The organism is Streptomyces sp. 378, assembly GCF_030124145.1.
In the GTDB taxonomy this organism is placed as follows: Bacteria; Actinomycetota; Actinomycetes; order Streptomycetales; family Streptomycetaceae; genus Streptomyces.
This window is the reverse complement of the sequence record NZ_JASKMS010000002.1, coordinates 20,001-46,771: the sequence shown is the minus strand read 5'-3', so window position 1 is coordinate 46,771 and position 26,771 is coordinate 20,001. Positions and strand designations below refer to the sequence as shown.

The window sequence follows — 26,771 nt, the reverse complement described above, 5'->3', positions numbered from 1 at the left end:
CCTCACCCCGTACGTCCCGGCGGCGGGCCGGACTTCAGCTCTCGGACGGGGTGAGCACCACGAAGTCCGCGTTCGCCGGGTCGAGGCAGACGGCGAGCCGGCCGACACCCTCCACGTCCTCCGGGCCCATCTGTACGCTGCCGCCGCTCTCGGTGACCTTGGCCACCGCGGCGTCGCAGTCGCCGACCGCGAACACCGGGTGCCAGTACGGCCGCCCGCCCGTCAGCGCCAGGTCCTCCGCGCGAAGCTGCATGAGGCCGCCGTGCATCCGGTCCTCGGGCAGCCCGGCCGGGGTGATCAGGGTGTACGTGCCCGCGTCCCCCGCCAGTGGCATGTCGCTGAACTGCCAGCCGAAGAGGCTGCCGTAGAACTCCCGCGCGCCCGCCGCGTCGGTCGTGAACAGTTCGGTCCACGACAGCGAGCCCGGCTGGTCCACCAGTTCCAGGCCCTTGTTCGTCCCCGGCTGCCAGACGGCGAACTGGCCGCCCAGCGGGTCGCTGTACTGCGCCATCCGGCCCCAGTCGTCGAGGTCCATCGGCGCGACCCGCACGGTGCCGCCCGCCTGTTGTACGGCCTGGGTCGTGGCGTCGGCGTCGTCGACGCAGTAGTAGAGCATCCAGGCCGGTCGGGCGCCCTCCTCGGTGAGCTTGCCGAGCCCTGCGACGATCTTGCCGTCCTTCTTGAACATCCCGCCCTCGAAGTCCTCGCTCTCGCCCATGGACTCGTAGTCCCACCCGAGGACCGCGCCGTAGAAGTCGGCGGCGCCCGGGACGTCCGGGGCGCCCAGGTCGAGCCAGCAGGGGGAACCGGGGACGTACTCCGTGGTGATCATCGCGATGCTTCCCTTCCGCGGGTCGTGTCCGCCCAGCGTGACACCGGGCACCGGCCACCGCCCGTCGGCCGCTCCCCGTTCGGGGGAGTACCGGTGACCGACCCGGGCGTGGAACCATCGGGATCATCGCCCGGGCGGGCGGTCTCGGATCTGCGTGCGGTGAGGGCGGTGGTGGGGGTGGCGGCCGGCTGGGAGTGGGACGACACGTTGTTCGCGGGGACCGCCGCCCACTACCGGCGCGGCCGGCTCCCGTACGCCCCCGGGCTCGCGGACGCGCTGGCCGAGGCGCTACGCCCGGACGGGCGCGGGCGTCTGATCGACGTGGGCTGCGGTCCTGGCACCATCGCCCTCGATCTCGCCCATCTGTTCGGTGAGATCGTCGGTGTGGACCCCGACAGCGGGATGATCGCCGAAGCCGGACGCGCCGCCGCCGGGCGCGGAGTCGACGGGAAGTGCCGGTGGGTGCGGGCCCGTGCGGAGAGCCTGCCCGCGGGGCTCGGCACCTTCACCGTCGCCTCGTTCGCCCAGTCCTTCCACTGGATGGACCGTGGCCCGGTGGCGGCGAGAGTCAGGGACATGCTCCGGCCCGGCGGGGTCGTGCTGCACATCGCGGACCTGAAGGGGGAGTCCCGGGCCGTCGACGGCCTGCCGCACCCGGCGGTCCCCTACGCGGCCCTCGACGACCTGGTCAAGCGGTATCTGGGGCCCGTGCGGCGGGCCGGGCGCGGGGTACTGCCGCAGGGGACACCGGGGGGTGAGGCCGAGGTGTTCGCCCGTGCGGGATTCGCCGGGCCCCGTCGGCTCGTCGTCCTCGGCGGGCAGGTGCTGGAGCGGACCTGCGACGACATCGTCGACCAGGTGTTCTCGATGTCGTTCTCCGCTCCGCACCTGTTCGGAGGGTGCCGGGACGCCTTCGAGGCGGACGTGCGGCGCTCGTTGCGGGAGGCGTCACCGTCGGGCCGGTTCTCCGAACGGGGGCCGAGCACAGAGGTCTTCGTGTGGGGGAAGGACTCGCCCGGAGGGTGACCCGGCCACCGGACGGTTACGGTTGCATCGGCGGCGGGCTGCTCATGCTCGTCGTGCGCGGGGACGGCATCAGTGGACGGACAGCCCGCCGTCGACGAAGACCGACTGCCCGGTGACGTAGGCGGAGGCCGCACTCGCCAGGAAGACCGCCGCGCCCGCGAAGTCCTCGGGCAGGCCGTTGCGGCCCACCATCGTGCGGGCGGCGAGGGCGGCCACCTTCTCCGGGTCCGACGACAGGCGTGCGTTGAGCGGGGTCATGACGAAGCCCGGCACCAGGAGGTTGCAGGTGACGCCGCGCGGCGACCACGCCTCGGCCTGGGAGCGCGCCAGTGCCTCCAGCCCGCCCTTGGACGCGCCGTACGCGCCGCTCTGCACGAACGCGCGATGCGCCTGCTGCGAGCTGATGTGGATGATCCGCCCGTACCCGCGCTCCGCCATGCCGGGGCCGAAGCGCTGCCCCAGCAGGAACGGCGCCTCCAGGTTGACGGCCATCGTGGCGTCCCAGACGCCCTCGGTGAGTTCGTCCATCGGCGGACGCAGGTTGATCCCGGCGCTGTTGACGAGGATGTCGGGCTCCCCGAACGCCTCGACCGCCCGCTCGGCGGCCGTCCGCACCCCCTCGCGGGTGCTCAGATCCGCGCTGACCCACGCGGCGCGGCACCCCTGTGCCGTCAGCCCCTCGACCGTCGCGGTCAGTTCGGCCTCGCCGCGAGCCACGACCACCACCCTCGCCCCGGCGCGCGCGAGGGCACCGGTGATGGCACGGCCGATGCCGGAACTGCCACCGGTGACCACCGCGACCCGCCCTTCGAGGGAGAACAGCTCCGCCAGGTAGGCCCGGGCTGCGGGCGCCGGCTGTGTGGGTGAGGTCGGCTGTGTCGTCATGACGGCCCACTCTAGGGCGATCAACGTGCCGGGTCTCGCGCATATACGCCCTGCACTGCCTGACCGGCTGTGCCGTCGGGGAGAGGCTCGGCACGGTGATCGGCACGACACCGGGACGGGGCAACGTACCCACGACGCTTCCGGCGACCGTGGGCGCCGCGTCCATGGCAGTGGCCTGGATCACATGGCCGGGATTGAGTGCCCGGCCCCGGTGATCTCCGTACTCATGGGTGTCGGAGCGGGGCCGGATGCGAGGATGAGGCGCCATGACAGCTGGGTGGTGCGCTCGCACGACACGGGCCGCGGTGTTCGCGGCCGTCTGTGTCGTGCTCGCCGCCCTGGGGCACGTCATGATGTCCGGCGACCATGTGCCCCTGCCGACGCTGGTGGCCGGCTGGGCCGTCACGGGCGTGGTGGGCTGGTGCCTGGCGGGACGCGAGCGCGGACCGGGGACGGTCATGGCCGTCGCCGTGGCCGTCCAGACGGCTCTGCACTCGGCGTTCTCGCTCGGGCCGCCGACACCGGCCGCGCGTGGGGCGGACTCCAGGGACATGCCCTCCATGGGCCACTCCTCCATGGACCACACCATGCCGTCCACGGGGCACGACATGGGATCCATGGCGCACGACATGGGCTCCCTGCCCCTGCACACAGGGCACTTGGGGCACGCACCGGGCGGTGACGCGTCCCTCGGCATGCTCGCCGCCCACCTCCTGGCCGCGCTGCTGTGCGGCCTGTGGCTGGGCCACGGGGAGCGGGCCGTCTTCCGGCTGCTGCGTGCCGTGGGCAGCCGGCTCGCCGCACCACTGCGGCTCCTGTTCGCCCTGTCCACGCCGCCGCCCCCGCCCGTGCGCGCACGGCGGCGGCCGTCGCACCGCACGCCACGGCGTCTCCTTCTCGTCCACGCGATCACCACCCGGGGACCACCCGCGGGGGCCGCTGCCGCCTGACGGCAGCCGGTGGTGACCCGGGGCAGCCCCTTGCGCGCCCCGGCCGCGGCCGTCCCTCCGTACTCGTGCGCACCCGCCGGCGGCCACGCCTTGCCGGTGCGCCGTACGGGCACGCCCGCACCCCCCGCTCACCGGACCGCGCCCGCGCACGGCCGACACCACGGCCTGCTCCGTGTCCACGCGGTCCCGGACTCCGAGAAGGACACCAGGTGATCACTCCTGCCCTGCCCCTTCCGCACGCGAGATCGGCGTCGGCCGACGAGTCGATAACCGCCTGGGCGCTGGCCGCCCGCGGCGGCGACTCCGAGGCCGTCGACCACTTCGTGCGCGCCCTGCACCGTGACGTCATCCGTTACGTCGCCCATCTGTGCGCCGACCCGCAGGCGGTGGACGATCTCGCGCAGGACACGTTCCTGCGCGCGCTCGGCAGCCTGCACCGGTTCGAGGGCCGCTCCTCGGCACGGGCCTGGCTGCTGGCCATCGCCCGGCGGGCGGTGGCCGACAGCATCCGGTACGCCGCCGTACGCCCCCGCCCGGCCGACCTGCCGGACTGGGAGCCTGCGGCCGAACTCGCCCAGCCACGCGGCCTGCCCGGTTTCGACGACGGTGTGGCACTGCTGGAACTGCTGGCCGGGCTGCCGGACGAACGCCGCGAGGCGTTCGTCCTGACCCAACTGCGCGGCCTGCCCTACGCGGAGGCCGCCGCCCTGAGCGACTGCCCGGTCGGCACGATCCGTTCCCGCGTGGCCCGCGCCAGGGCGACGCTCATCGCGCTGCTCGCCGAGGCGGAGGAACGGGAACCCGCCCTCGCCGCCGCCTGACGCACCGGCACCGGCGGCGCCCCCCGGACCTGCCGGGCGGGCACCGCCGGCGACGGCCGCGCAGGACCGGGAACGACCGCGCCGCCGGACACCCGTCGACCGCTCACCTCACCCGCCGTACCGACTGCCGGATCACCAGCCGGTGCTCGGCGCCGCGTGGCCGTCACGGGCAGGTCGTCTTCGAACGGTGAGGCGCCCTCAGACCGCCCGCACCGCCGTACACCGCGCCACCCACCGCCGGTTCCGGTATCGGCCGGGGCGACCCGGCACACCGCGTCCACCGTGAACGAGATCGTCGTGACGTACGGGCTGATGGGGACGCCGCTGCCCAGCGCGAGGAGGCGGTCGACTCCTGGACATCGGCTGGACTGTCTATCCAAGTGCTGGACGAACGGTCTAGAGTGGGGGAGGTGAGAGGGGGCCGAATGGCCGACGAGCTGAACACCGAACGGGACGCGATCCTCGCGGCGCTGGCACCGGTCGTGGAGGGCATCGCCGCCACGTTCGGGCCGGTGTGCGACGTCGTGCTGCACGACTACCGCACCCCGGACCAGTCGGTGGTCGCCGTGGCCGGATCGGTGACCGGGCGAAGGGTCGGCGGCGCGATGAGCGAGATCGGCATGCGCGTCCTCGCCCGTGGCGACGAAGCCTCCGACGAACTGAACTACGTCACCCGCACCCGGAACGGGACGCTGGTGAAGTCCTCCACGATGGTGCTGCGCGACTCCTCGGGAGCCGTGTTCGGCGCCCTCTGCGTCAATGTGGACGTCGGTGCCGTCACCCAGGTGCACGGCCTGCTCGGCGCGCTCGCCGGGCTCGGCGCCACCCCGGCGGAGCTGCCGACGACCACCTTCGGCAACGACATCGACTCCGTGGTCGACGCCCTCTTCGACGCCCACCGGTCGAAGCAGCGGGGCAGCTGGGCGGAGCTCGACCGCGCGGAGCGCCTGGAGCTGTTCGGCGGGCTGGACACCCGCGGTGTCTTCGCCGTGCGCGGTGCGGTCGAGCAGGTCGCCGCCCGGCTCGGCATCTCCCGCGCCTCCGCCTACCACTACCTGGCCCAGGCCCGGGCCACCCACGACACCGCCATCGGAGGACCCGCGTGACGACCACCACCCCACCGGTCACCCTCGACGACGTCCGGGACGCCGCAGCCCGGCTCAAGGGCGTCGCCCACCGCACGCCGGTGCTGCGCTCCCGCACCCTGGACGCGCTCGCCGGAGCCGAGATCTCCCTCAAGTGCGAGAACTTCCAGCGCATGGGCGCCTTCAAGTTCCGCGGCGCCTACAACGCCGTCTCCCGTCTCACCCCCGGGCAACTGTCCCGGGGCGTCGCCTCCTACTCCTCCGGCAACCACGCCCAGGCCGTCGCCCTGGCCGCCCGCGAACTCGGCACCACCGCCGTGATCGTCATGCCCGAGGACGCCCCGCCGTCCAAGCGCGCGGCCGCCGCCGCCTACGGCGCCGAGATCGTCACGTACGACCGTTACACCGGCGACCGCGTCGCCATCGCCGAGGCCCTCGCCGCCGAGCGCGGCCTCACCCTCATCCCGCCGTACGAGCACCCGCACGTCATGGCGGGGCAGGGCACGGCCGCTCTTGAACTCCTCGAAGAGGTGGGGGAGCTCGGGGCGCTGCTGACGCCGGTCGGCGGCGGCGGGCTGATGGCCGGCAGTGCCACCGTGGCCAAGGCCCTGCATCCCGGCATCAGGACCATCGGCGTGGAACCGGAGGCCGGGGACGACACCAAGCGCTCGCTGGAGGCCGACCGGCGCGTCAGCGTCCCGGTCCCGCACACCATCGCCGACGGCCAGGCCCTGCACACACCCGGGGAGCTGACCTTCTCGGTCAACCGACGGCTCCTGGACGAGGTCGTCCTGGTCACCGACGACGAGATCCGGGACGCCATGCGCTTCGCCTTCGAACGCCTGAAGATCGTCGTCGAGCCGAGCGGCGCCACCCCGCTGGCCGCCCTGCTGACCGGCCGCGCGGGCACGCTTCCACCCCGGGTCGGCGTCATCGTCTCCGGTGGCAACATCGACGCGGAGCGTTTCGCCGAGCTCTGCCGCGGCGGCTCCCGCTGAGATGGCGCCGCCCGTAGGACGGACGGAGGATGGAAGCCCACCTAGTCGAGGAGGAGCGTCATGTTCGAAGTGAAGACGCTCGACAAGCCGGACGAGCGGCGCGACTATCCCCGAGGCCACCTGGAAGCCGTCCACATGACGGGACTGGACTTCGCCGTGGCGACCTTCGAACCGGGCTGGCGCTGGTCCGAGTCCGTGGCCCCGATCGCCGGGACGGACAGCTGCCGGATCCACCACAACGGCTACGTCGTCTCGGGCCGTATGCACATCCGCATGGACGACGGTGCGGAGAGCGAGGTGGGACCCGGCGACGTGTTCGTCTGCTCGCCCGGCCACGACGCCTGGGTCGTCGGCGACGAGCAGTGCGTGGTGTACGACTTCGCGGGCAGCATGGCCAAGGAGTACGCCAAGAAGGACTAGCACCGGCACCCGCGCGTCACACGGTGATCACCACCTTGGCCCGTGCGTGTTCCACCTCCAGGTACCGGATCGCCTCGGCCGCCTCGCTGAGCGGATACGTCCGCTCGACGACCGGGGCGATCTTCCCGGACTCGGCCAGCTCCCGCAGCACCGCCAGATTGGCCCGGCTCTGCCGCGCCGAGACCTCCAGCAGCCGCCGGCCGCGCGTGAAGGGAGCCAGGATCCGGCGCTCGAGGAAGAGCCCCATCGGCCCCACGACGCTGCCGCCCTCGTACACCCCTCCGCAGGACAGGACGAGCGTCCCGGAGGGAGTCAGCACGCGCCGGAACTCCCCGAGTGAGCGGTTGCCCACCAGGTCCAGCACGACGTCGTACCGCCTCCCGCTCCGGGCGAAGTCCTCCCGCGTGTAGTCGATGACCCCGTCCGCGCCCAGTGAGCGGACCAGCTCCACGTTCCGCGTGCTGCACACCGCCGTCACGTCCGCCCCGAGGGCCTTGCCGAGCTGCACGGCGAACGTGCCCACGCCGCCGGAGGCCCCGTTCACCAGGACCGCCTGCCCCGGCCGCACACCGGCGACGTCGCGCAGGGCCATGAGGGCGGTGTTGCCCGCCAGCGGCACCGCTGCGGCCTGCTCGAACGTGAGGTTGGCGGGCTTGGGGCCCACCTCGCCGTCCCGCGCGCACACGTACTCCGCGAACGCGCCGTCCGCCTCGCCGTACACCTCGTCACCGGGCTTCAGCCCCGTGACCCCGGGTCCCAGCGCCTCCACCCGGCCCGCGAAGTCCCGCCCCCGCACCGCAGCCCTGGGCCTGCGCAACCCCATCACGCCCCGGCCGAGCAGGGGGTCGCCACGCATGAAGTGCCAGTCGTAGGCGTTGACCGAGGCCGCGTGCACCCGCACCAACACCTCACCGGCGCCCGGCACCGGCCGGTCGACCTCCCGGTACTCCAGCGTGTCGGCCGAGCCGTACCGGTCCTGCACCACTGCCTTCATGAGACCCCCTCCGCTGCCGGCGAGCGTAGGAGCACACCAGGGCGCGGACCATCGGGGACGAACCCTGATCCTTCCCGGAGGCCGGATGCCCGCCCCCGAAAGACAACGCCCCTTCCACCTGCCTCACCCCTTGCCCTCGGAAACCGATCGGTTTATGCTTCCCGGCAGGGGAAACCGATCGGTTTCCAACGCGAGACATCATGGGAGACCCGCATGACCGCCATCGAAGGTTCCGTCGCACTCGTCACCGGCGGCAGCCGCGGCATCGGCCGGGCGCTGGTCGAGGCCCTGTACGAGCGGGGCGCGCGGAAGGTGTACGCCACCGCCCGCGACCCGCGCACCGTCACCCATCCCGACGCCGTGCCGCTGGCCCTGGAGGTGACCGACCCCGCGTCCGTCGCCGCGGTGGCCGAGCAGGCGCAGGACGTCACCCTGCTGATCAACAACGCCGGCGCCTCGGTGAACGCCAACTTCCTCGACTCGTCCGTGGAGGACGTGCGCCGGGAGTTCGAGACCAACTTCTACGGGCCGCTCCTGGTGACCCGGGCCTTCGTCCCCGTCATCGAGCGCAACGGTGGCGGCCACCTCCTCAACGTCCACTCCGTGCTGTCGTGGATCGGCCTCGCCGGCTCCTACAGCGCCTCCAAGGCGGCCTTCTGGTCGCAGACCAACTCGCTGCGCCTGGACCTGAAGCCGCGCGGGATCGACGTCACCGGCCTCCACGTCGGCTACGTCGACACGGACATGACCGTCGGCGTCGACGCCCCCAAGTCCACGGCCGCGTCCGTCGCCGCCCAGGCACTCGACGGCATCGCGTCCGGCGCCTACGAGGTGCTGGCCGACGACGTCTCACGGCAGGTCAAGGCAGGGCTGGCGGCCGACCCCGCGGCCCTCTACCCGCAGCTCGCCGCCGCCTGATCACACCGGCAGCAGCCGCGCCACCAGCACACTCAACTGCCGGGCGTTGCGGCACTCGTGCATCTCGACCAGCTCGGCGTAGGTGGGCGCGACCGAGTCGCCGGTGCCCCAGCGGGAGCGCTGCTCGGGATTCAGCCAGTGCACGCGACGGGCGCGTTCGGCGATCCGCCGGACGGCGGACAGATTCGGGTCGCTCCGGTTCGTGCGGGCGTCACCGAGGACGAACACCGTCGTGCGCGAACCGACCGCGTCCCCGTACCGCTCGGCGAACTCGCCCAGCGCCATGCCGTAGTCGCTGCTGCCGTGGTAGCCCGTGACCGCCGCTTCCGCCTGGATGCGGACACCCAGTCCTTCCGGGTCGGCCCTGCCGCGCTCCAGCAGCCCGGTCACCTCGTCGATCCGGTTGACGAAGGCGAACACGCGCACCTTGCTGAACTGGTCGTGCAGTGCCTGCACCAGCAGCATGGTGAAGTCCGAGAAGCCGGAGACCGACCCCGACACATCGCACAACAGCACCAGTTCGGGCCGTGCGGGACGCCGTCGGCGCAGCACCGGCTTCATCGGCACCCCGCCCGTGGAGAGCGAACCGCGCAGGGTCCGCCGCAGATCGATCATGCCCCGGGAGGCGCGTCGGCGCCGGGCCGCGAGGCGCGTGGCGAGTTTGCGGGCCAGCGGCTGGACCGTCCTGCGCAGCTCGGCCAGCCGGTCCTGCCCGGCGAACAGGAAGTCGACCCGGTCGGCGGTCGGAGCGACCGCCCGCCGGGCGATCTCGTCCCGGCCGCGCCGCTCGGCGACCCGCCGCCGCGCCTCCGCGGCCACCAGGGCGCGGAAGGCGTCGACGCGCCGCCGGATCTCGTCCTCCAGCAGCCGGTCCGCGAATCCGGAACTGCCGCCCCGCCCCCGGATGTTGTCGCGCACCCGGGCCAGCAGCGTCTGCGGCCGCAGCCGTTCGAGCGTCTGGTACGACGACCAGCCGTCCGACTCGGGGGAGGAACCGTAGCCGCCGAAGCCGTCGACCGCCTCGATCGCCAGCCGGCCCAGCATCGCCCGGTCGTCGGCTGCCAAGGCGTCCACCAGCCGGTTCCGCAGTTCCTCCCGCCCCGCCGCCCGCTGCTCCGGGCCGCCGACCCGGCTCGGGAAGTAGAGGTCGAAGACCGGGTCGAACACCTGGCGCTGCCCGGGCCCGTGCAGCAGCGTGGCCGCGAGCCCCTCGCGCAGCAGCTCCCGGTCCGCGAGGCCGAGTTCCTCGACCGCCCGTGCCGCGTCGACGCTCTCGCCGGTGCCGATCCGCACGCCGTGCGCGCGCAGCGCCCCGACCAGGGACGTCAGCCGTTCGGCGACGCCCGCCGGCGTGGTCACAGGGCGTCCAGGTCGAGCTTCGCGGACGCCTTGAGGACGTCGTCCTGGTGCTTGAGGAGCACGCCGAGCGTGGCCCGCACGACGGTCTCGTCCAGGGTGCCGGCGCCTAGGGCGAGCAGGGTGTGCGCCCAGTCGACGGTCTCGGCGACCGACGGCACCTTGCGCAGGTCCATCGCCCGCAGCGCGCCCACGACCCGCACGACCGAGCGGGCCAGCGCCTCGTCGAGACCCGGCACCTTCAGCCGTACGATCCGGCGCTCCAGCTCCTCGTCGGGGAAGCCGATGTGCAGGAAGAGGCAGCGGCGGCGCAGGGCCTCCGACAGCTCCCGGGACGCGTTGGAGGTGAGGACGACGAAGGGGCGGCGCGTCGCCGTGATGGTGCCCAGCTCGGGGACGGTCACCTGGAAGTCGCTCAGCACCTCCAGCAGCAGGCCCTCCACCTCGACGTCGGCCTTGTCGGTCTCGTCGATCAGCAGCACCTTGGGGTCGTCGCCCCGGATCGCGGTCAGCAGGGGCCGGGTGAGCAGGAACTCCTCGCTGAAGATGTCGGTGCGGGCCTCGTCCCACGTCTCGTCGCGGCCCGCGCTGATGCGCAGGAGCTGCTTGGCGTGGTTCCACTCGTACAGCGCCCGGGACTCGTCGACCCCCTCGTAGCACTGGAGGCGGACCAGCCGTGCCCGGGCGACCTGGGCGACCGCCTTGGCCAGCTCCGTCTTGCCGACGCCGGCCGGGCCCTCCACCAGGAGCGGCTTGCCGAGCCGGTCGGCGAGGAAGACGGTCGTGGCCACGGCGGGCGAGGCGAGATAGCCGGTCTCGGCGAGGCGTGCGGAGACGTCGTCGACGGATGTGAACAACGGTGCCTCCAGGACGGCGGCGTCGGGCGAACGGGCAAGCACTATCTAAGCGCTTGTTCACCCGCACTGTCACGGGGTTCCCGTCCGGGCAAGCGGCAAAACCGATCGGTTTCCCCGTAGCGCGTGACGCGGTACTCTCGGCCCTATGGCCACAACCGACAAGGCGTCCACCAGGGACCGGCTCCTCGACGCGGCGGCCGAGCTGTTCTACCGCGAGGGCGTCTCCCTCGGCGTCGAGGCGCTGTGCCGCAGCGCCGGGGTCTCCAAGCGGTCCATGTACCAGCTCTTCGCCGGCAAGGACGAGGTCCTCGCGGCGAGTCTGGCCCGGCGGCTGCCGGAGTACGAGGAGCGGCTGGTGCCCGGCCCGCAGGAGGAGGCGGGCGGCCCGCGCGCGAGGATCCTGCACGTCTTCGAACAACTGGAGAAGGCGTCCGCCGAGCCCGGCTACCTCGGCTGCCCCTTTCTCGCCGCCCTGGTCGAGCTGAAGGCCCCCGAGCACCCGGCGAGTGTCGTCGCCCACGGGGCGAAGGAACGGCTGCTGGGCTTCTTCCGCACGCAGGCCGAGGAGGGCGGGGCGCGGGATCCGGAGCTGCTCGCCCGCCAGCTGATGCTGGTCTTCGACGGGGCCGGCGCCCGGGCCGGAGCCAGGATCGAGACACTGGACGGCCTGACCACGACGACCGTGACCGCGCTGCTGGACGCCTCCGGCACCTTGGTGAACGGGCGGCCGCCCCGGCGCGGACCTCGGTGAGCGGCACGATCCCCGCGGGCGCCGCCGCGATGCCGAGGAAGGCGGCCCACTGGCCGGAGGAGATCGTCGGCATGGTCGTCTGCCTCGCCTCCGACCAGCCCTCGGCGACCACGGGCGGTGCCCGCGGAGCGACGGTGGTTACGTCGACTCGATCCTGCCCTGACGCACCAGCACCACCTCCAGCGTGCGCGGACCGTGCACCCCCTCGACCCGGTCCAGCTCGATGTCACTGGTCGCCGACGGCCCGGAGATCCACGTCAACGGGCGGGCCGGGTCGAGGCGTTCAAGTCCCTGCGGCACGGAGGAGACCACCTGGTCCGGCACCCGCACGACGCAGATGTGGTGGTCCGGGACGAGGGTGATCCGGCGGCGGCCCTGGTCGGGCGAGCCGTCCAGCACGAGGGTGCCGGTCTCGGCGATCGCCACCGCACAGGCCGTCACCACACTGTCCACCCGGTCCAGTTCGCCCGGAGTGCTCTCCGCCCGGTCCGCCACCCGCGTCACCCCGGTCGCCCCGAGCCACGCCTCGTCCAGTCCCGGCGGCACGAGCACCGAAGTCGCCCCGCGTTTGTCCAGCAGCCCCGCGATCAGGGCGGCCAGACCACCGGCGTCCGTGCGGTGCACGAGGGCCCGGTAGTCCGCCAGGTTCTCGGCGAGCAGTTCGACGGTCTGCTCGGCACTGCGGTCCCCGTGCTCCCGCACATAGTCACGCGGTACCGCCCGCTCGTACGGGGTGTCGTCCCGCGGTACGTCCGCCAGTGCGCGCCGTACCCGCCCCAGGATCCGTTCCCTGCTGTTCACTTCGCCCCGTCCTCTCCGCCGCGCGTGCGCTGCCACCAGTCCCGGAACGGCTCGGCGGGCACCGGCGGCAGCTCCCGGGTCCCGCTCCAGGCCCGGCCGGGGCCGGGCAGCGTACGGGGATGGAAGCGGCGTGTGCGGGAGGCGGCGCGCTGGCCGGTGCGCAGCGCGCCGGGGTGTGTGAACGCCCAACGGGCCGCCCGCATCGCCGCGCGCTCGGCGGCATGCCCCTTCGCGGGCCGCAGCACCACCTTGTTGCCCTCCCGCGTGACCTCACCGCCCTGCACGACCCGCTCCCGCAGATGCACCAGCACCTCGGGGATGTCGATGGCGACCGGGCACACCTCGTAGCACGCGCCGCACAGCGAGGACGCGTACGGCAGCGAGGCGTCGATCTCGCTGGCCGTGCCGCGCAGTTGGGGACTGAGGATCGCGCCGATCGGCCCCGGGTACACCGAGCCGTAGGCGTGGCCGCCGGCCCGTTCGTACACCGGGCACACGTTGAGGCACGCCGAGCAGCGGATGCAGCGCAGAGCCTGCCGGCCGACCTCGTCGGCGAGGGTGTCGGTGCGGCCGTTGTCCAGCAGCACCAGATGGAAGGTGCTCGGCCCGTCCCCGTCCATCGTGCCGGTCCAGGTCGACGTGTACGGGTTCATGCGCTCGGCGGTCGAGGAGCGGGGGAGGGTCTGCAGGAACACCTCCAGGTCCCTCCACGTCGGCACGATCTTCTCGATGCCCACGACCGAGATCAGCGTCTCGGGCAGCGTCAGGCACATCCGCCCGTTGCCCTCGGATTCCACGACCACGAGCGTGCCCGTCTCGGCGACCATGAAGTTGGCGCCGGAGATGCCGACCTTGGCGCGCAGGAACTTCTCCCGCAGGTGCAGCCGGGCCGCCTCGGCGAGTTCGGCGGGCGTGTCGGTGAGGCCCTCGGGGGCGGGGCGGCCCCACTCGCTCATCTCGGCACGGAAGATGTCCCGGATCTCGCCCCGGTTGCGGTGGATGGCCGGCACCAGGATGTGGGAGGGCCGGTCCTTGCCCAACTGCACGATCAGCTCGGCGAGATCGGTCTCGTAGGCACGGATGCCCTCGGCCTCCAGCGCCTCGTTCAGACCGATCTCCTGCGTGGCCATCGACTTGACTTTGACGACCTCCGACTCGCCGGTCATCTTCACGAGCCGGGTCACGATGTCGTTGGCCTCGGCCGCGTCGGCGGCCCAGTGCACGACGCCGCCCGCGGCCGTGACCGACTCCTCCAACTGCTCCAGAAAGCGGTCCAGATGGCGCAGCGCATGGTCCTTGATCCGCTTGCCCGCCTCACGCAGCTCGGCCCAGTCGGACACCTCAGTGACGGCCTTCGCCCGTTTGGCGCGGATGGTGTGGGTGGCGTGCCGCAGATTGCCGCGCAGGGTCGGGTTCGCCACGGCCTCGCGCGCGGCCTCCGGAAACGCCGGCATGCCGACGAACGTCCCGCTCATACGGCCGGTTCCTCCTCCGTGCTCGCCAGGATCTCCGCGATGTGCACCGGCCGCATGCCGGTCCGCAGCCGAGCCATCGTCCCGCCGATGTGCATCAGGCAGGAGTTGTCGGCCGCGCACAGCACCTCGGCGCCCGTCGACTCGGCGTTGCGCACCTTGTCCGCGCCCATCGCGGCCGAGACGTCGGCGTTCTTCAGCGCGAAGGTGCCGCCGAACCCGCAGCACTCGTCGGCCCCCGGCAGCTCGGCCAGCTCCAGCCCCTTCACGGCCTGGAGCAGTCGCCGCGGCCGGTCGCCGAGGCCCAGCCCGCGCAGGCCGTGGCAGGTCGGATGGTAGGTCACCTTGTGCGGGTAGTACGCCCCGACGTCCGTCACGCCCAGCACGTCGACCAGGAACTTGGTGAGCTCGTACGTCTTGGGCGCCACCGGGGCGAGTGTGGCGGCCAGGGAGCCCCCGCGCCCCTCCGCCCGGGCCCGCTCGCCCATCCGCGGATACAGCTCCCGCACCATCGCCCCGCACGACCCGGACGGCGTCACGATCGCCTCGTACGAGCCGAAGACATCGGAGAAATGCCGGGCGAGCGGCTCGGCCTCGTGACGGTATCCGGTGTTGTAGTGCGCCTGCCCGCAGCAGGTCTGCGCCATCGGGAAGTCGACCTCAACGCCCAGTCTGGTCAGCAGCTTCACCACGGCGCGCCCGGTGTCCGGATAGAGCGTGTCGTTGACGCAGGTCAGGAACAGGGCGACACGCATCGCGGCTCCTTGTGGTCGGTCGTCGGATGAATGTTAGCGGCCCCTCCCACACGCGGTCAGCGTAGTGGGGGAGCAGCAGGGGGACGAGGCGCGGGGGAGACCCCGTCAGTACGGCGACCCCGCCTCTGCGGCGGGTGGGGCCGCGACGGTGTGACCGGCGAGCCGGTCCTGTGCGGCGCGCCACCGCCCGGTCCCGCCGCGCGGCTCGTACCGCGTGAGCGGCTGTGTGTGCACCAGCAGCCGCCGCATCCCCGCGAGGTCGCCGGCCGGCCCATGCGCCCGTGCCTGCACCAGCACGTTCCCGAGTGCGGCGGCCTCGGTCGGTCCGGCCACCACCGGCAGCCCGCAGGCGTCGGCGGTCAGCTGGCACAGCAGCGCGTTGCGCGTACCGCCCCCGACGACATGCACGACGTCGACCGCGTGCCCGGCGAGCCGCTGGGCGTCCTCGACGGCCTTGCGGTGCGCGAGGGCGAGGGAGTCGAGGATGCAGCGCGTCACCTCGGCCGGCGACTCGGGCACGGGCTGCCCCGAGGCCCGGCAGGCCTCGGCGATCCGCTCGGGCATCCGCCCCGGCGCGAGGAACGCCGCGTCGCCCGCGTCCACCACCGACCGCAGCGCCTCCACCCTGGACGCCTCCAGCAGCAGCGCGCCCAGATCCGTCTCGCCCCAGGTCCGTACGCACTCCTGGAGCAGCCAGAGCCCCATGATGTTGCGCAGATAGCGGACCGTGCCGTCCAGGCCCAGTTCGTTGGTGAAGTTGGCCGCCCGGCTCTCCTCGGTCAGCACCGGAGCCTCCAGCTCCACACCGGCCAGGGACCAGGTGCCCGTGCAGATGTAGGCGAACCGCTCGCCCGACGCCGGTACCGCGGCGACCGCCGAGGCGGTGTCGTGCGAACCGACCGTCGTCACCGGCACGGGACCCGTGAGCCCGGTGGTCTCCAGCACCTCGGGGCGCAGCAGTCCCGCAGCGTCACCGGGCTGCCGCAGCGGCGCGAACAGACCGAGGTCGATCCCGAGGCGCTCGGCGACGCCGTACGCCCAGTCGCGGGTGCGCGGATCGATCAGCTGGGTCGTGGAGGCGTTGGTGAGCTCCGTGCCCTGCTCGCCGGTGAGCCAGTACGTCAGCAGATCGGGCATCAGCAGCAATCGCCGGGCCTGGGCGAACTGAGCCGTCGATCGCGCGGCGGTCAGCTGGTACAGGGTGTTGAAGGGCGCGTGCTGCAACCCGGTCGCGGCGTACAGCTCCCGCGCGGGCACGGTCGCCCACACCTTCTCCGCGACCCCCTCCGTACGGGAGTCCCGGTAGTGCACGGGGTTGCCGAGCAGGGCCCCGTCCGCGTCGAGCAGTCCGTAGTCCACGGCCCAGCTGTCGATGCCGACGGAGTCGACCCGCCCGGCCGCGTTCAGCCCGTCCAGCACCCCGGCGTACAGTCCGAGCACATCCCACCGCAGCCCCTCGGGCACCCGGACCGGCCGGTTGGGGAAGCGGTGCGCCTCGGCCAGCTCCAGGCTGTCCGGGCCGACACGGCCGACCATGACGCGCCCGCTGGACGCGCCGAGGTCGACCGCGGCGTAGCACCTCACAGCCGCGCTCATCGCAGGAAGGCGGCCGCGACGCCGGCGTCGACCGGGATGTGCAGACCGGTGGTGTGGGTCAGGTCCCCGCCGGTCAGCGCGAAGACCGCGTTCGCGACATGCTCGGGGAGCACCTCCCGCTTGAGGATGGTCCGCTGCGCGTAGAACTCACCCAGCTTCTCCTCCTCCACCCCGTACACGGCGGCCCGCTGGGCGCCCCACCCACCGGCGAAGATCCCCGAGCCGCGCACGACACCGTCGGGGTTGACCCCGTTGACCCGGATGCCGTGCTCGCCCAGCTCGGCGGCGAGCAGCCGCACCTGGTGGGCCTGGTCGGCCTTGGTGGCGGAGTAGGCGATGTTGTTGGGACCGGCGAACACGGCGTTCTTCGAGGCGATGTAGACGACGTCACCGCCCAGTTCCTGGGCGATCATCACGCGCGCCGCTTCCCGCGACACCAGGAAGGACCCACGCGCCATGATGTCGTGCTGGAGGTCCCAGTCCTTGGCGGAGGTCTCCAGCAGCGGCTTGGAGATCGAGATGCCCGCGTTGTTGACGACGAGGTCCACTCCGCCGAAGGCCAGCACGGCCGCCCGGAACGCCTCGGCGATCTGCTCCTCGGACGTGACGTCCACCGTCACGGCGACGGCCTTGTCGGACCCGCCCAGTTCCTCGGCGACGGCCCGGGCGTTCTCCGCGTCGAGGTCGGCGACGACCACGCACGCCCCCTCGGCGACGAGCCGGTGGGCGATGGCCTTGCCGATCCCGCTGCCGGCACCGGTCACCAGCGCCACGCGGGTCGCCAGTGCCTTGGGCTTCGGCATCCGCTGGAGCTTGGCCTCCTCCAGCGTCCAGTACTCGATCCGGAACTTCTCGGACTCTTCGATCGGCGCGTAGGCGGACACGGCCTCGGCCCCGCGCATCACGTTGACGGCGTTGACGTAGAACTCGCCGGCCACCCGGGCGGTCTGCTTGTCCTTGCCGAAGGAGAACATGCCCACGCCCGGTACCAGCACGATCGCCGGGTCGGCGCCCCGCATGGCGGGGGAGTCCGGCTCGGCGTGCCGCCGGTAGTAGGCGGCGTACTCCTCGCGGTACTCGGCGTGCAACTCCTTCAGCCGGGCGATCGCCTCGTCGAGCGGAGCGGTCGGCGGCAGGTCCAGCACCAGCGGGCGGACCTTGGTGCGCAGGAAGTGGTCGGGGCAGGAGGTGCCGAGCGCGGCCAGACGCGGGTGCTCCGCCCTCGCGAGGAAGTCGAGCACGACCTCGGAGTCGTCGTAATGCCCCACCTGCGGCCGGTCCCGGGAGGCGAGGGCGCGCACGTACGGCGCGAGGGCGGCGGCCCGCTCGCGCCGCTCGGCGGCGCCCAGCGCGGAGTACCCCTCGATCACCGGACCGAAGGGCTCGGCCCTGCCACGCTCGGCGAGGAACCGCTCGGCGGTGCGGATGATGTCCAGCGAGTTCCGCTCGCACTCCTCGGAGGTGTCACCCCAGGCGGTGATCCCGTGCCCGCCGAGAACACACCCGACGGCTTGCGGGTTGGCCTTCTTCACGGCCGCGATGTCCAGCCCGAGCTGGAAACCGGGCCGCCGCCACGGCACCCACACGACGCGGTCCCCGAAGCACTCCGCGGTCAGCTTCTCCCCGTCGGCGGCACAGGCCAGCGCGATCCCCGAGTCCGGGTGCAGATGATCGACGTGCGCGGCCTCGACCAGCCCGTGCATCGCGGTGTCGATGGAGGGAGCGGCCCCGCCCTTGCCGTGCAGGCAGTAGTCGAAGGCGGCGACCATCTCGTCCTCGCGCTCGACTCCCGGATACACGTCGACGAGCGCCCGCATCCGGTCGAGCCGGAGCACGGCCAGCCCCGCCTCGGTCAGCGTCCCGAGGTCGCCGCCGGACCCCTTGACCCACATCAGCTCGACGTCCCCACCGGTGACGGGGTCGGTCTCGGTGCCCTTGGCGGAGGCGTTGCCCCCCGCGTAGTTGGTGTTCCGGGGATCGGAGCCGAGCCGGTGCGACCGGGCCAGCAGAGCGGCAGCTTCGGGATGGACAGCCATGAACGGTTCCTTTTCAGAAGAGAGAGGGGAGGGAGGTGCCTTCTTCGGGGCGCGGGGCGGCGCTGATCAGCGGCTCCGCCGCGGGGCGCGACCAGCCACATGCGGCGCGCACCCCGCAGAGAACAGAACCCGGCAGACGCTCACGCCCCCCAACCGGCCTGCTGCCCACCGACCCGCTCGGCGACGATCTGCTCGGCCCACCCGGACCGCCGGTACGCGGCGAGCGGCTCGGGGTCCAGCCCCATCTCCTCGCGCACCTCACGCAGCAGAGGCCGCACGTCCGTGTTGTAGGCGTCCATCACCACGGCGTTCGCCTCCAGCACGTCGCCAGCCCGCTGCGCCGCGGCCAACGCGTCACCATCGACCAGCAGTGCCTTGGCCGTGGCCTCCTGGACGTTCATCACCGACCGGATGATCGCCGGGATCTTCGCCTCGATGTTGTGGCACTGGTCGAGCATGAAGGCGACGTCGGGCGAGAGCCCACCGCCCCGCACGACTTCGTACATGATCCGGAAGAGCTGGAACGGATCGGCGGCCCCGACCATCAGGTCGTCATCCGCGTAGAACCGCGAGTTGAAGTCGAACCCGCCGAGCTTCCCCTCACGCAGCAGGGTCGCCACGATGAACTCGATGTTGGTTCCCGGCGCGTGATGCCCCGTGTCGACGACGACCTGCGCCTGCGGCCCGAGCTTCAGGCAGTGGGCATAGGCGGTTCCCCAGTCCGGCACATCCGTCGTGTAGAAGGCGGGCTCGAAGAACTTGTACTCCAGCAGCATCCGCTGCCCGTCCCCGAGCCGCTCGTAGACCTCGGCCAGCCCCTCGGCCAGCCGGTCCTGCCGCCCACGGATGTCGTCCTGCCCGGGATAGTTCGTCCCGTCGGCGAACCACAGCTTCAGATCCGTCGAGCCCGTCGCATCCATGATGTCGACGCACTCCAGCAGATGATCCACGGCCTTCCGCCGCACGGAAGCCTCCGGATGGCAGATGCTCCCGAGTTTGTAGTCGTCGTCCTGGAAGGTGTTGGAGTTGATCGCCCCGAGCCGCACGCCCCGCTGCTCGGCATGCTTCGCCAGGGCCGCGTAGTCCTCGACCCGGTCCCACGGAATGTGCAGGGCCACCGTCGGTGCGACCCCGGTGAACTCGTGGACCTTCGCCGCGTCGTCCAGCTTCTCGAACGGGGTGCGCGGCACGCCCTGCTGTGCGAACACCTTGAACCGTGTGCCCGAGTTCCCGTACGCCCACGACGGCGTCTCGACGGCCTGTGTCTTGAGAGCGGCCTTCGCCGCGGCGAGCTCGGTCACGTCAGGCTCCTGTGACATCGGGTCGTGACGACCACTGAATGAAACGATTCAGGACGCGAAGCTATGGGCCCCCCCGAAGGGGTGTCAACCCCTCCGGCCAAGGCGGTTCCCCGTGACCCATGCGTGACCTTCTGTGCTCGAAACTTTTTCGACCGGAACCCATTGACGTGACATGCGCGGCCCGCCTAACGTCCCGGCAACCCAGTTGAAACCTTTCACGACGCCGAGAGGGCCGACCCACCGGCGTCGTCGAGGAGCCCTCATGACCCACCCGTCCACCACGGGTCCGGCCCCGGTTCTCGCACTGAGGGACGTCTCCAAGTCCTTCGGCGCGGTCCGCGCACTGCGGGACGTCTCCCTGGAGCTGTTCCCCGGGGAGGTGCACGCACTCGCCGGTGAGAACGGTGCCGGCAAGTCCACCCTCATCAAGACCCTCGCCGGGGTGCACCGCCCGGACGCCGGCCAGGTGCTGCTCGACGGCGCACCCGTCGCCTTCCACGGCCCCGGCGACGCCCGCGACGCCGGCATCGCCGTGATCTACCAGGAGCCCACGCTCTTCCCCGACCTGTCGATCGCCGAGAACATCTACATGGGCCGCCAGCCGCGCCGCGCCCTCGGCCGGATCGACCACAAGGCCACCCACAACGCGACGGCCGCCCTGATGGAGCGCCTCGGGGTCGAACTCGACCCCGACCGTCCCGCCCGCGGTCTGTCCATCGCCGACCAGCAGATCGTGGAGATCGCCAAGGCGCTCTCCTTCGACGCCCGAGTCCTGATCATGGACGAACCGACGGCCGCCCTCACCGGCAGCGAGGTCGCCCGCCTCTTCGGCGTCGTGCGCACCCTGCGCGACCAGGGCGCCGCCGTGCTGTTCATCTCCCACCGGCTGGAGGAGATCTTCGAGATCTGCCGGCGGGTCACCACCCTGCGCGACGGCGCCCGGATCGCCAGTGAGCCCCTGGAGGGCATGACCGAGGACGACCTCGTGCGCCGCATGGTCGGCCGCGACCTCGACGAGCTGTATCCCAAGCAGGAGGTCGAGCCGGGCGAGGTCGCCCTCAGCGTGCGCCGGCTGACCCGCGAAGGCGTGTTCACCGACGTCTCCTTCGAGGTCCGGCACGGCGAGATCGTCGGCCTGGCCGGACTCGTCGGCGCCGGGCGTACGGAGGTCGCCCGGGCCGTGTTCGGCATCGACCGCTGGGACGCCGGTGAGGTCTCCGTCCACGGCAAGGCGCTGGTCAACGGTGCGCCCTCCACCGCCATGGCCGCCGGAGTCGCCCTGGTCCCCGAGGACCGGCGCGCCCAGGGCCTGGTGATGGACATGTCCATCGAGCGGAACATCGGGCTGACCGGGCTCCGCACGACCGTGAAGGCCGGGCTCATGGACCGCGGCGCCGAGCGCAGCCGCTCCCTCGACTGGGCCGTCAGGCTCCAGGTGAAGTACGCCCGGATCGCCGACACCGTCAACACGCTCTCCGGCGGCAACCAGCAGAAGGTCGTGCTCGCCAAGTGGCTGGCCACCGGCCCGAAGGTGCTGATCGTCGACGAGCCCACCCGCGGCATCGACGTCGGCACCAAGGCCGAGGTGCACCGCCTGCTGTCCCAGCTGGCCGCCGACGGCGTGGCCGTCCTGATGATCTCCTCCGACCTGCCCGAGATCCTCGGCATGGCCGACCGCGTGCTGGTGATGCACGAGGGCCGCCTCACCGCCGAGATCCCCCGCACCGACGCCACCGAGGAAACCGTGATGGCCGCAGCCACCGGGAGGGCCGCCGCATGACGGTCGTCACCCCGCAAGAAGCCCCCGTGGCCGACGTGCCCAAGTCGAGCGGCACCCGGCTGGTCGACCGCGTCTTCAAGATGCGTGAACTCGCCATCCTGCTCGTCTTCCTGGTGATGATCGGCGTCACCCAGGCCGGCAACAGCGAGTTCCTGTCCGAGCAGGGCATCAAGGACCTGCTGCTCAACGCGACCATCCTGGTCCTGGTCGCCACCGGCCAGTCCCTGGTCGTCATCACCCGCAACGTCGACCTGTCCGTCGGATCCACGCTCGGCATCAGCGCGTTCGCCGCCGGTGTCCACCTCCAGGGCGGCGGCAACCCCGTCGTGGCGATCGCGCTGGCCGTGCTGTTCGGCATCGGCTTCGGACTGCTCAACGGCCTGCTCGTCAGCCTCGGCCAGGTGCCCGCGCTCGTCGTCACCCTCGGCACGCTCTACATCATCCGCGGCATCGACTCCATCTGGGTCGGCTCACGCCAGATCACCGCGGCCGATCTGCCCGGCGGATTCGTCGACTTCGGCTCCGGCGGCATCTCGGCGGTGCCGTACCTCGCCCTGATCGCGCTGGCGGTGCTCATCGCCACCGCCTACTACCTCAAGCACTTCGCCAGCGGCCGCGAGCTCTACGCGCTCGGCTCCAACCCGGAGGCCGCCCGCCTCGCCGGCATCCCCGTACGCAAGCGGATCCTCGCCGCGTACACCTTCTGCGGCGCCCTCGCCGGACTCGCCGGCGCGATGTACCTCGCCCGGTTCGGCAACGTCGACTCCGGCACCGGCAACGGCTACGAACTCACCGTCGTCAGCGCGGTCGTGGTCGGCGGCGTCGTCTTCACCGGCGGTTCCGGCAGCGTCTACGGCGCGGCCCTCGGCGCGCTGCTGCTGACTTCCATCAACAGCGTGCTGCCCGCCCTCGGCGTCAGCTCCGTCTGGGTGCTCGCCATCAACGGCATCCTGCTCATTCTCGCCATCGCGGTCGACCGGGTCGTCGCGCTGCGCGTGGCCTCCGCCCTGAAGAAGAGGAACGCCCGCCATGGCTGACATCTCCCCGAGCCGGGCGGCCGGCTGGTCCGGCCTGAAGAGGTGGGATTCCGCCGTCGGCGCCCTGCTCGTCGTGGTCCTGCTGTTCTCCTTCGGTTTCGTCGACGGGTTCGGCAACGCGCTCAACCTGTCGTTCCTGATCGGCAACACGCTGCCGATCGCACTGATCGCGCTGCCGATGACCCTGCTGGTCGTCTCCGGTGAGATCGACCTGTCGGTCGCCTCCACGGCCGGTCTGTCCGGTGCCGTGATGGGCGCCCTGTGGAACCAGGGCATGACCATCGAGACGATCATCCCGATCTGTCTGCTGCTCGGTGTCGTGTGCGGGCTGGTCAACGGGCTGCTGGTGACCAGGCTGGGGCTGCCGTCCCTCGCCGTCACCATCGGCACGCTCGCCGCCTACCGGGGTATCGCCCAGATCGTGCTCGGGTCCGACGCGGTGACCGACTTCCCGGTCCAGTACCTGGACTTCGCGTCCGGGCGCATCGGCGACACGTTCGTCCCGTACGCCCTCCTGCCGTTCCTCGTCCTGCTCGCCATCGCCGTGGTCGCCCTGCACGCCACACCGTTCGGACGGTCGCTGTTCGCCACCGGGGCGAACGAGGAGGCCGCCCGCTTCGCCGGCATCCGGGTCAAGCGGCAGAAGCTGATCCTGTTCACCCTGACCGGTCTGATGGCCTCGCTGACCGGCATCTTCTGGGCGCTGCACTACGCCAGCGCCCGCTACGACAACGCCACCGGCCTCGAACTGTCCGTCGTGGCCGCCGTCCTGCTCGGCGGCATCGACTTCGACGGAGGCAAGGGCACGCTCGGCGGCGCGATCGCCGGGGTGTTCCTCCTCGGCGCGCTCCAGAACGTGATGAGCCTCCAGGACGTCTCCGCCCAGTCCCAGATCGTCGTCACCGGCGTCCTGCTCGTTCTGTCCGTGCTCGGCCCCCGGGTCCTGCGGCAGATCTCCACAGCGAGGGCGGGCCGCAGAGCCGCCTCGACTCCTCTCTCGTCATCCAGCCCTTCCTCGTAAAGGACCAACGCCATGCGAAAGTCAACCCTGCGCCGCAGCTGCGCGGCCCTCGCCACCGCCACCTCACTCGCGCTCGCGCTCACCGCCTGCGGCGGCACCACCAAGAAGGACGTCGCGAACGAGGGAGCCTCGGCCGCCACCGCCGGCAAGGCCGACCCGAACGCCGCCACCAAGAAGGGCCTCACCGTCGGGTTCCTGCCCAAGCAGGTCAACAACCCGTACTTCACCAGCGCCGACAAGGGCGGCGAGAAGGCGCTGAAGGAGCTGGGCTCCAGCTACAAGGAGGTCGGGCCCTCCAGCGCGACCGACACCGCCGGGCAGGTCTCCTACGTCAACACCCTCACCCAGCAGCAGGTCGACGCGATGGCCGTGTCCGCGCAGGACCCGGGCGCCCTGTGCACCGCGCTCAAGCAGGCCATGAAGAACGACATCAAGGTCGTCACCTACGACTCCGACACCACGCCCGACTGCCGCAACGCCTTCGTCTCGCAGGCCTCCGCCGAGGACCTGGGGCGCACCGAGGTGCAGTTGCTCGCCAAGCAGATCGGCTACAAGGGCGAGATCGCGATCCTGTCCGCCGCCCAGACGGCGACGAACCAGAACACCTGGATCGACTTCATGAAGGACGAGCTGAAGAAGCCCGAGTACAAGAACATGAAGCTGGTGAAGGTCGCGTACGGCAACGACGACGCCCAGCAGTCCTTCCAGCAGACCCAGGGCCTGCTCCAGGAGTACCCGAACCTGAAGGGGATCATCTCCCCGACCACCGTCGGCATCAAGGCCGCCGCCCAGTACCTGTCGGGCTCCAAGTACAAGGGCAAGGTCAAGCTGACCGGCCTCGGCACCCCGAACGACATGCGCAAGTACGTCAAGAACGGCACCGTCGAGGCGTTCGAGCTGTGGGACCCGGCCAAGCTCGGCGAACTGGCCGCCCGCACCGCCGTCGCCCTGTCCTCCGGGCAGATCACCGGCAAGGAGGGCGAGACCTTCAAGGCCGGCTCCATGGGCGAGTACACCATCGGCAAGGACGGCGTGATCAGCCTCGGCAAGCCGACCGTGTTCGACGCCAAGAACATCGACCAGTTCGACTTCTGATCCCCACGGGCCGATCCCCGCGTTCCGGCCACCGCGTTCCGATCACCGAAAGGGCTGTTGATGCAGCGCGTGTGCTTCCTGCTGAAGGTCCGGGCGGACCGCCTCGACGAGTACCGCGAGCGGCACGCCGCCGTATGGCCCGAGATGCTCCAGGCACTCTCGGACACCGGCTGGCACAACTACTCGCTCTTCCTGCGCGAGGACGGACTGCTCGTCGGCTACCTCGAGACCGAGGACTTCGCGGCCGCCCAGGCCGGAATGGAAGCCACCGACGTCAACGCCCGCTGGCAGGCGGAGATGGCGCCGTTCTTCGAGTCGCTGGACGGCGCCAGACCCGACGAGGCCATGAAGCCACTCACCGAGGTGTTCCACCTCGCCTGATCCCCACCTCGCCTGCTCCCCAGGCTCGGGACACCCCGGATCGCATTCCCCCCGCTTTGCGTGTCCCCCCAGACTTGAGGAAGACCCGCTCGAACCCCTTTCCCTGCCCTGCCCCCCACCCCCCACCCCCCACCCCTCCCACCTCACACGACAATGGAGTCCCCTGAGATGAAGAGACGCACACTGCTGGGCGCCGCCCTCGCCGGTGCCGTGGTGACCCCCGCCCTCGGTTCCGGCACCGCCCGGGCCGCGGACCCGGGCCCCTCGGTCACCCTGACCGGCAGCACTCTGCTCGACTCCCAGGCCATCTTCTTCGTCTCCTACGACGGCCTGGTCAACAACAACGCGTTCCAGAAGAACGGCATGCTGACCTACAAGGGCTACCAGTACGCCGTCTGGTACACCGCCGACCGCAACGCCGTCGTCGGCCGCCGCAAGTTCCCCTCGAGCACCTGGCAGACGGTCAAGGTCGGCCACACCCTGCGGTACAACGACTCCCACAACGTCATTTCCATGGGCGTCTCCGAGGTCGACGGCCGGCTGCACCTCAACATGGACTCCCACAGCGACGGCTTCACCTACGTCAAGTCGGTGGCCGGCCTCATGGACAACCCGGACGGGATGAGCTGGACCGCGAGCCGCTTCGGCGCTCCCCAGTCCACCCTCGACGGGCTCGCGCTCACCTCGCAGTTCACCTACCCGCAGTTCATCTCGACACCCGAGGGCAGGCTCCAGCTGAGCTACCGCGTGGCCGTCTCCGGCAACGGCCGAAACGCGCTGGCCGAGTACGACGGCACGTCCTGGAGGAACCTCGGCGAGTGGAGCAGCTCCACCGGCACCTACAGCAGCGAGCACGGCTCCTCGACGGCCCGCAACATGTACCTGCACGGCATCGACTACGACAAGAACGGGCGTCTGCACTCCTTCTTCACCTGGCGCGAGCAGAACAGCGCCGTGATGTGCAACAGGGGCGGCATCACCAACCACGACACCGGCTACGTCTACTCGGACGACCGCGGCCGTACCTGGCGCAACAACGCGGGCACCGTCGTCGGCACCACCGGCACCTCCGACCGGGTCTCCGTCACCGACGCCGGGCTGGTCGTGGACCCGCTCAACCCGGACCACTCGCTGATGAACCAGGAGGCCCAGTTCACCGACTCGGCCGGTCTGCCGCACGCGATCATCAGCTACGTCCCCGGCCGCTTCGGCCAGTGCACGACGAACTACGTCGCCAACCGCACCGCCAACGGCCGTGCCTTCCACGTCCGCAAGAACTCCTCCGGCGCCTGGCAGAAGACCGAGATACCGGTCCCGCTCAACTCCAGCCAGCGCACCAAGCTCATCCTCGACACGTACGACAACGCGTATGCGATCTTCCCCTTCTGCCGGATCGCCGGAGCCTCCAAGGCGTCCGGGTACACCGACTGGAGGGTCCTGTACGACGGCGTCGCCGCCGGGCTGAACGCCTTCGGCGAGGTCGTGATCGACGAGATGCGGATCGCGCAGGACAACTTCCTGTCGGTCATGTACCAGGAGAAGTCCAGCGGTACCACGCCCTCGGCGCTCCGCTCGCTGAACTTCCGGCTGCCCGCCTGACCAC

At 71.6% G+C, this 26,771-nt stretch carries 25 protein-coding genes and 1 pseudogene; 15 read left to right on the top strand and 11 right to left on the bottom strand.

Features of this window, described 5'->3' with window-relative positions; genetic code table 11:
* Positions 1-34: 34 nt before the first annotated feature.
* On the bottom strand, positions 35-832 hold the full coding sequence (locus QNO09_RS03060; RefSeq protein WP_283968454.1) for a VOC family protein: 798 nt from the start codon (positions 830-832) through the stop codon (positions 35-37).
* A gap of 177 nt (positions 833-1,009) precedes the next feature.
* On the opposite strand from QNO09_RS03060, the gene QNO09_RS03055 reads away from it, so the two are divergent.
* On the top strand, positions 1,010-1,858 hold the full coding sequence (locus tag QNO09_RS03055) for a class I SAM-dependent methyltransferase (protein WP_283968827.1): 849 nt from the start codon (positions 1,010-1,012) through the stop codon (positions 1,856-1,858).
* Positions 1,859-1,927: 69 nt separating this feature from the next.
* Here QNO09_RS03055 and QNO09_RS03050 read toward each other — a convergent pair whose 3' ends face one another.
* Entirely contained in the window at positions 1,928-2,743 is an 816-nt protein-coding gene (locus tag QNO09_RS03050) for an SDR family NAD(P)-dependent oxidoreductase (RefSeq protein WP_283968453.1), read from the bottom strand.
* A 41-nt stretch (positions 2,744-2,784) separates the two neighbouring features.
* On the opposite strand from QNO09_RS03050, the pseudogene QNO09_RS39835 reads away from it, so the two are divergent.
* The 6 genes and pseudogenes from QNO09_RS39835 to QNO09_RS03025 form a co-directional block, all read left to right on the top strand.
* A pseudogene (locus QNO09_RS39835) lies at positions 2,785-2,895 on the top strand (DUF4396 domain-containing protein); the annotation flags it as partial.
* 114 nt (positions 2,896-3,009) lie between these two features.
* A complete protein-coding gene (locus QNO09_RS03045) occupies positions 3,010-3,693 on the top strand; it encodes a hypothetical protein (protein ID WP_283968452.1) in 684 nt (227 codons plus the stop codon).
* 209 nt (positions 3,694-3,902) lie between these two features.
* A complete protein-coding gene (locus QNO09_RS03040; protein WP_283968451.1) occupies positions 3,903-4,514 on the top strand; it encodes a sigma-70 family RNA polymerase sigma factor in 612 nt (203 codons plus the stop codon).
* 425 nt (positions 4,515-4,939) lie between these two features.
* Complete coding sequence (locus QNO09_RS03035) at positions 4,940-5,620, top strand: helix-turn-helix transcriptional regulator (protein WP_283968450.1); 681 nt, start codon at positions 4,940-4,942, stop codon at positions 5,618-5,620.
* Positions 5,617-6,597: a pyridoxal-phosphate dependent enzyme gene (locus QNO09_RS03030; protein WP_283968449.1), complete on the top strand. Its 981-nt coding sequence runs from the start codon at positions 5,617-5,619 to the stop codon at positions 6,595-6,597. The genes QNO09_RS03035 and QNO09_RS03030 overlap by 4 nt, the downstream gene beginning before the upstream one ends.
* Positions 6,598-6,657: 60 nt before the next feature.
* Positions 6,658-7,017, top strand: coding sequence for a cupin domain-containing protein (locus tag QNO09_RS03025; protein ID WP_283968448.1), 360 nt, complete (start codon positions 6,658-6,660; stop codon positions 7,015-7,017).
* A gap of 16 nt (positions 7,018-7,033) precedes the next feature.
* Here QNO09_RS03025 and QNO09_RS03020 read toward each other — a convergent pair whose 3' ends face one another.
* Positions 7,034-8,011 (bottom strand): NAD(P)-dependent alcohol dehydrogenase, encoded by a 978-nt coding sequence (locus QNO09_RS03020; RefSeq protein WP_283968447.1) that lies wholly within the window; start codon positions 8,009-8,011, stop codon positions 7,034-7,036.
* 213 nt (positions 8,012-8,224) lie between these two features.
* On the opposite strand from QNO09_RS03020, the gene QNO09_RS03015 reads away from it, so the two are divergent.
* Complete coding sequence (locus QNO09_RS03015) at positions 8,225-8,929, top strand: SDR family oxidoreductase (protein ID WP_283968446.1); 705 nt, start codon at positions 8,225-8,227, stop codon at positions 8,927-8,929.
* On the opposite strand, the gene QNO09_RS03010 is transcribed toward QNO09_RS03015, so the two are convergent.
* Both QNO09_RS03010 and QNO09_RS03005 read right to left on the bottom strand, forming a co-directional pair.
* Positions 8,930-10,288 (bottom strand): vWA domain-containing protein, encoded by a 1,359-nt coding sequence (locus QNO09_RS03010; RefSeq protein ID WP_283968445.1) that lies wholly within the window; start codon positions 10,286-10,288, stop codon positions 8,930-8,932.
* Positions 10,285-11,142, bottom strand: coding sequence for an AAA family ATPase (locus QNO09_RS03005; RefSeq protein WP_283968444.1), 858 nt, complete (start codon positions 11,140-11,142; stop codon positions 10,285-10,287). The genes QNO09_RS03010 and QNO09_RS03005 overlap by 4 nt, the downstream gene beginning before the upstream one ends.
* A 145-nt stretch (positions 11,143-11,287) precedes the next feature.
* Here QNO09_RS03005 and QNO09_RS03000 point away from each other — a divergent pair, with 145 nt between their 5' ends.
* Positions 11,288-11,893: a TetR/AcrR family transcriptional regulator gene (locus tag QNO09_RS03000; protein ID WP_283968443.1), complete on the top strand. Its 606-nt coding sequence runs from the start codon at positions 11,288-11,290 to the stop codon at positions 11,891-11,893.
* A 138-nt stretch (positions 11,894-12,031) separates the two neighbouring features.
* On the opposite strand, the gene QNO09_RS02995 is transcribed toward QNO09_RS03000, so the two are convergent.
* The 6 genes from QNO09_RS02995 to rhaI all read right to left on the bottom strand — a co-directional run bounded on the left by QNO09_RS02995 (position 12,032) and on the right by rhaI (position 19,854).
* Positions 12,032-12,694 (bottom strand): LutC/YkgG family protein, encoded by a 663-nt coding sequence (locus QNO09_RS02995; protein WP_283968442.1) that lies wholly within the window; start codon positions 12,692-12,694, stop codon positions 12,032-12,034.
* The gene (locus tag QNO09_RS02990) at positions 12,691-14,169 is read right to left on the bottom strand and encodes a LutB/LldF family L-lactate oxidation iron-sulfur protein (RefSeq protein WP_283968441.1); all 1,479 of its coding nucleotides are present in this window, start codon (positions 14,167-14,169) and stop codon (positions 12,691-12,693) included. Before QNO09_RS02990 ends, QNO09_RS02995 begins: the two co-directional genes overlap by 4 nt.
* Positions 14,166-14,921 (bottom strand): (Fe-S)-binding protein, encoded by a 756-nt coding sequence (locus QNO09_RS02985; protein WP_283968440.1) that lies wholly within the window; start codon positions 14,919-14,921, stop codon positions 14,166-14,168. Before QNO09_RS02985 ends, QNO09_RS02990 begins: the two co-directional genes overlap by 4 nt.
* 105 nt (positions 14,922-15,026) lie before the next feature.
* On the bottom strand, positions 15,027-16,517 hold the full coding sequence (locus QNO09_RS02980) for a rhamnulokinase (RefSeq protein ID WP_283968439.1): 1,491 nt from the start codon (positions 16,515-16,517) through the stop codon (positions 15,027-15,029).
* Positions 16,514-18,553: a bifunctional aldolase/short-chain dehydrogenase gene (locus tag QNO09_RS02975; protein WP_283968438.1), complete on the bottom strand. Its 2,040-nt coding sequence runs from the start codon at positions 18,551-18,553 to the stop codon at positions 16,514-16,516. Before QNO09_RS02975 ends, QNO09_RS02980 begins: the two co-directional genes overlap by 4 nt.
* A 140-nt stretch (positions 18,554-18,693) precedes the next feature.
* Positions 18,694-19,854, bottom strand: coding sequence for an L-rhamnose isomerase (gene rhaI, locus QNO09_RS02970; protein ID WP_283968437.1), 1,161 nt, complete (start codon positions 19,852-19,854; stop codon positions 18,694-18,696).
* A gap of 262 nt (positions 19,855-20,116) precedes the next feature.
* Here rhaI and QNO09_RS02965 point away from each other — a divergent pair, with 262 nt between their 5' ends.
* The 6 genes from QNO09_RS02965 to QNO09_RS02940 all read left to right on the top strand — a co-directional run bounded on the left by QNO09_RS02965 (position 20,117) and on the right by QNO09_RS02940 (position 26,767).
* Positions 20,117-21,634: a sugar ABC transporter ATP-binding protein gene (locus tag QNO09_RS02965; protein ID WP_283968436.1), complete on the top strand. Its 1,518-nt coding sequence runs from the start codon at positions 20,117-20,119 to the stop codon at positions 21,632-21,634.
* The gene (locus QNO09_RS02960; RefSeq protein WP_283968435.1) at positions 21,631-22,671 is read left to right on the top strand and encodes an ABC transporter permease; all 1,041 of its coding nucleotides are present in this window, start codon (positions 21,631-21,633) and stop codon (positions 22,669-22,671) included. The genes QNO09_RS02965 and QNO09_RS02960 overlap by 4 nt, the downstream gene beginning before the upstream one ends.
* Positions 22,664-23,692: an ABC transporter permease gene (locus QNO09_RS02955; RefSeq protein WP_283968434.1), complete on the top strand. Its 1,029-nt coding sequence runs from the start codon at positions 22,664-22,666 to the stop codon at positions 23,690-23,692. The genes QNO09_RS02960 and QNO09_RS02955 overlap by 8 nt, the downstream gene beginning before the upstream one ends.
* A 12-nt stretch (positions 23,693-23,704) precedes the next feature.
* Positions 23,705-24,787 (top strand): rhamnose ABC transporter substrate-binding protein, encoded by a 1,083-nt coding sequence (gene rhaS / locus QNO09_RS02950; RefSeq protein WP_283968433.1) that lies wholly within the window; start codon positions 23,705-23,707, stop codon positions 24,785-24,787.
* A gap of 60 nt (positions 24,788-24,847) precedes the next feature.
* Positions 24,848-25,168: an L-rhamnose mutarotase gene (locus tag QNO09_RS02945; RefSeq protein ID WP_059414378.1), complete on the top strand. Its 321-nt coding sequence runs from the start codon at positions 24,848-24,850 to the stop codon at positions 25,166-25,168.
* A gap of 168 nt (positions 25,169-25,336) precedes the next feature.
* The gene (locus QNO09_RS02940) at positions 25,337-26,767 is read left to right on the top strand and encodes a BNR repeat-containing protein (RefSeq protein WP_283968432.1); all 1,431 of its coding nucleotides are present in this window, start codon (positions 25,337-25,339) and stop codon (positions 26,765-26,767) included.
* Positions 26,768-26,771: the final 4 nt, after the last annotated feature.

Coding starts and splice junctions, on each gene's coding strand:
- QNO09_RS02980 (WP_283968439.1), bottom strand. CDS start 16,517: ATGAGCGCGGCTGTGAGGTGCTACGCCGCGGTCGACCTCGGCGCGTCC.
- QNO09_RS02990 (WP_283968441.1), bottom strand. CDS start 14,169: ATGAGCGGGACGTTCGTCGGCATGCCGGCGTTTCCGGAGGCCGCGCGC.
- QNO09_RS03035 (WP_283968450.1), top strand. CDS start 4,940: ATGGCCGACGAGCTGAACACCGAACGGGACGCGATCCTCGCGGCGCTG.
- QNO09_RS03025 (WP_283968448.1), top strand. CDS start 6,658: ATGTTCGAAGTGAAGACGCTCGACAAGCCGGACGAGCGGCGCGACTAT.
- QNO09_RS02940 (WP_283968432.1), top strand. CDS start 25,337: ATGAAGAGACGCACACTGCTGGGCGCCGCCCTCGCCGGTGCCGTGGTG.
- QNO09_RS03000 (WP_283968443.1), top strand. CDS start 11,288: ATGGCCACAACCGACAAGGCGTCCACCAGGGACCGGCTCCTCGACGCG.
- QNO09_RS02965 (WP_283968436.1), top strand. CDS start 20,117: ATGACCCACCCGTCCACCACGGGTCCGGCCCCGGTTCTCGCACTGAGG.
- QNO09_RS03015 (WP_283968446.1), top strand. CDS start 8,225: ATGACCGCCATCGAAGGTTCCGTCGCACTCGTCACCGGCGGCAGCCGC.
- QNO09_RS03050 (WP_283968453.1), bottom strand. CDS start 2,743: ATGACGACACAGCCGACCTCACCCACACAGCCGGCGCCCGCAGCCCGG.
- QNO09_RS03060 (WP_283968454.1), bottom strand. CDS start 832: ATGATCACCACGGAGTACGTCCCCGGTTCCCCCTGCTGGCTCGACCTG.
- QNO09_RS02945 (WP_059414378.1), top strand. CDS start 24,848: ATGCAGCGCGTGTGCTTCCTGCTGAAGGTCCGGGCGGACCGCCTCGAC.
- QNO09_RS02975 (WP_283968438.1), bottom strand. CDS start 18,553: ATGGCTGTCCATCCCGAAGCTGCCGCTCTGCTGGCCCGGTCGCACCGG.
- QNO09_RS02955 (WP_283968434.1), top strand. CDS start 22,664: ATGGCTGACATCTCCCCGAGCCGGGCGGCCGGCTGGTCCGGCCTGAAG.
- QNO09_RS02960 (WP_283968435.1), top strand. CDS start 21,631: ATGACGGTCGTCACCCCGCAAGAAGCCCCCGTGGCCGACGTGCCCAAG.
- QNO09_RS03020 (WP_283968447.1), bottom strand. CDS start 8,011: ATGAAGGCAGTGGTGCAGGACCGGTACGGCTCGGCCGACACGCTGGAG.
- QNO09_RS03045 (WP_283968452.1), top strand. CDS start 3,010: ATGACAGCTGGGTGGTGCGCTCGCACGACACGGGCCGCGGTGTTCGCG.
- QNO09_RS02985 (WP_283968440.1), bottom strand. CDS start 14,921: ATGCGTGTCGCCCTGTTCCTGACCTGCGTCAACGACACGCTCTATCCG.
- rhaS (WP_283968433.1), top strand. CDS start 23,705: ATGCGAAAGTCAACCCTGCGCCGCAGCTGCGCGGCCCTCGCCACCGCC.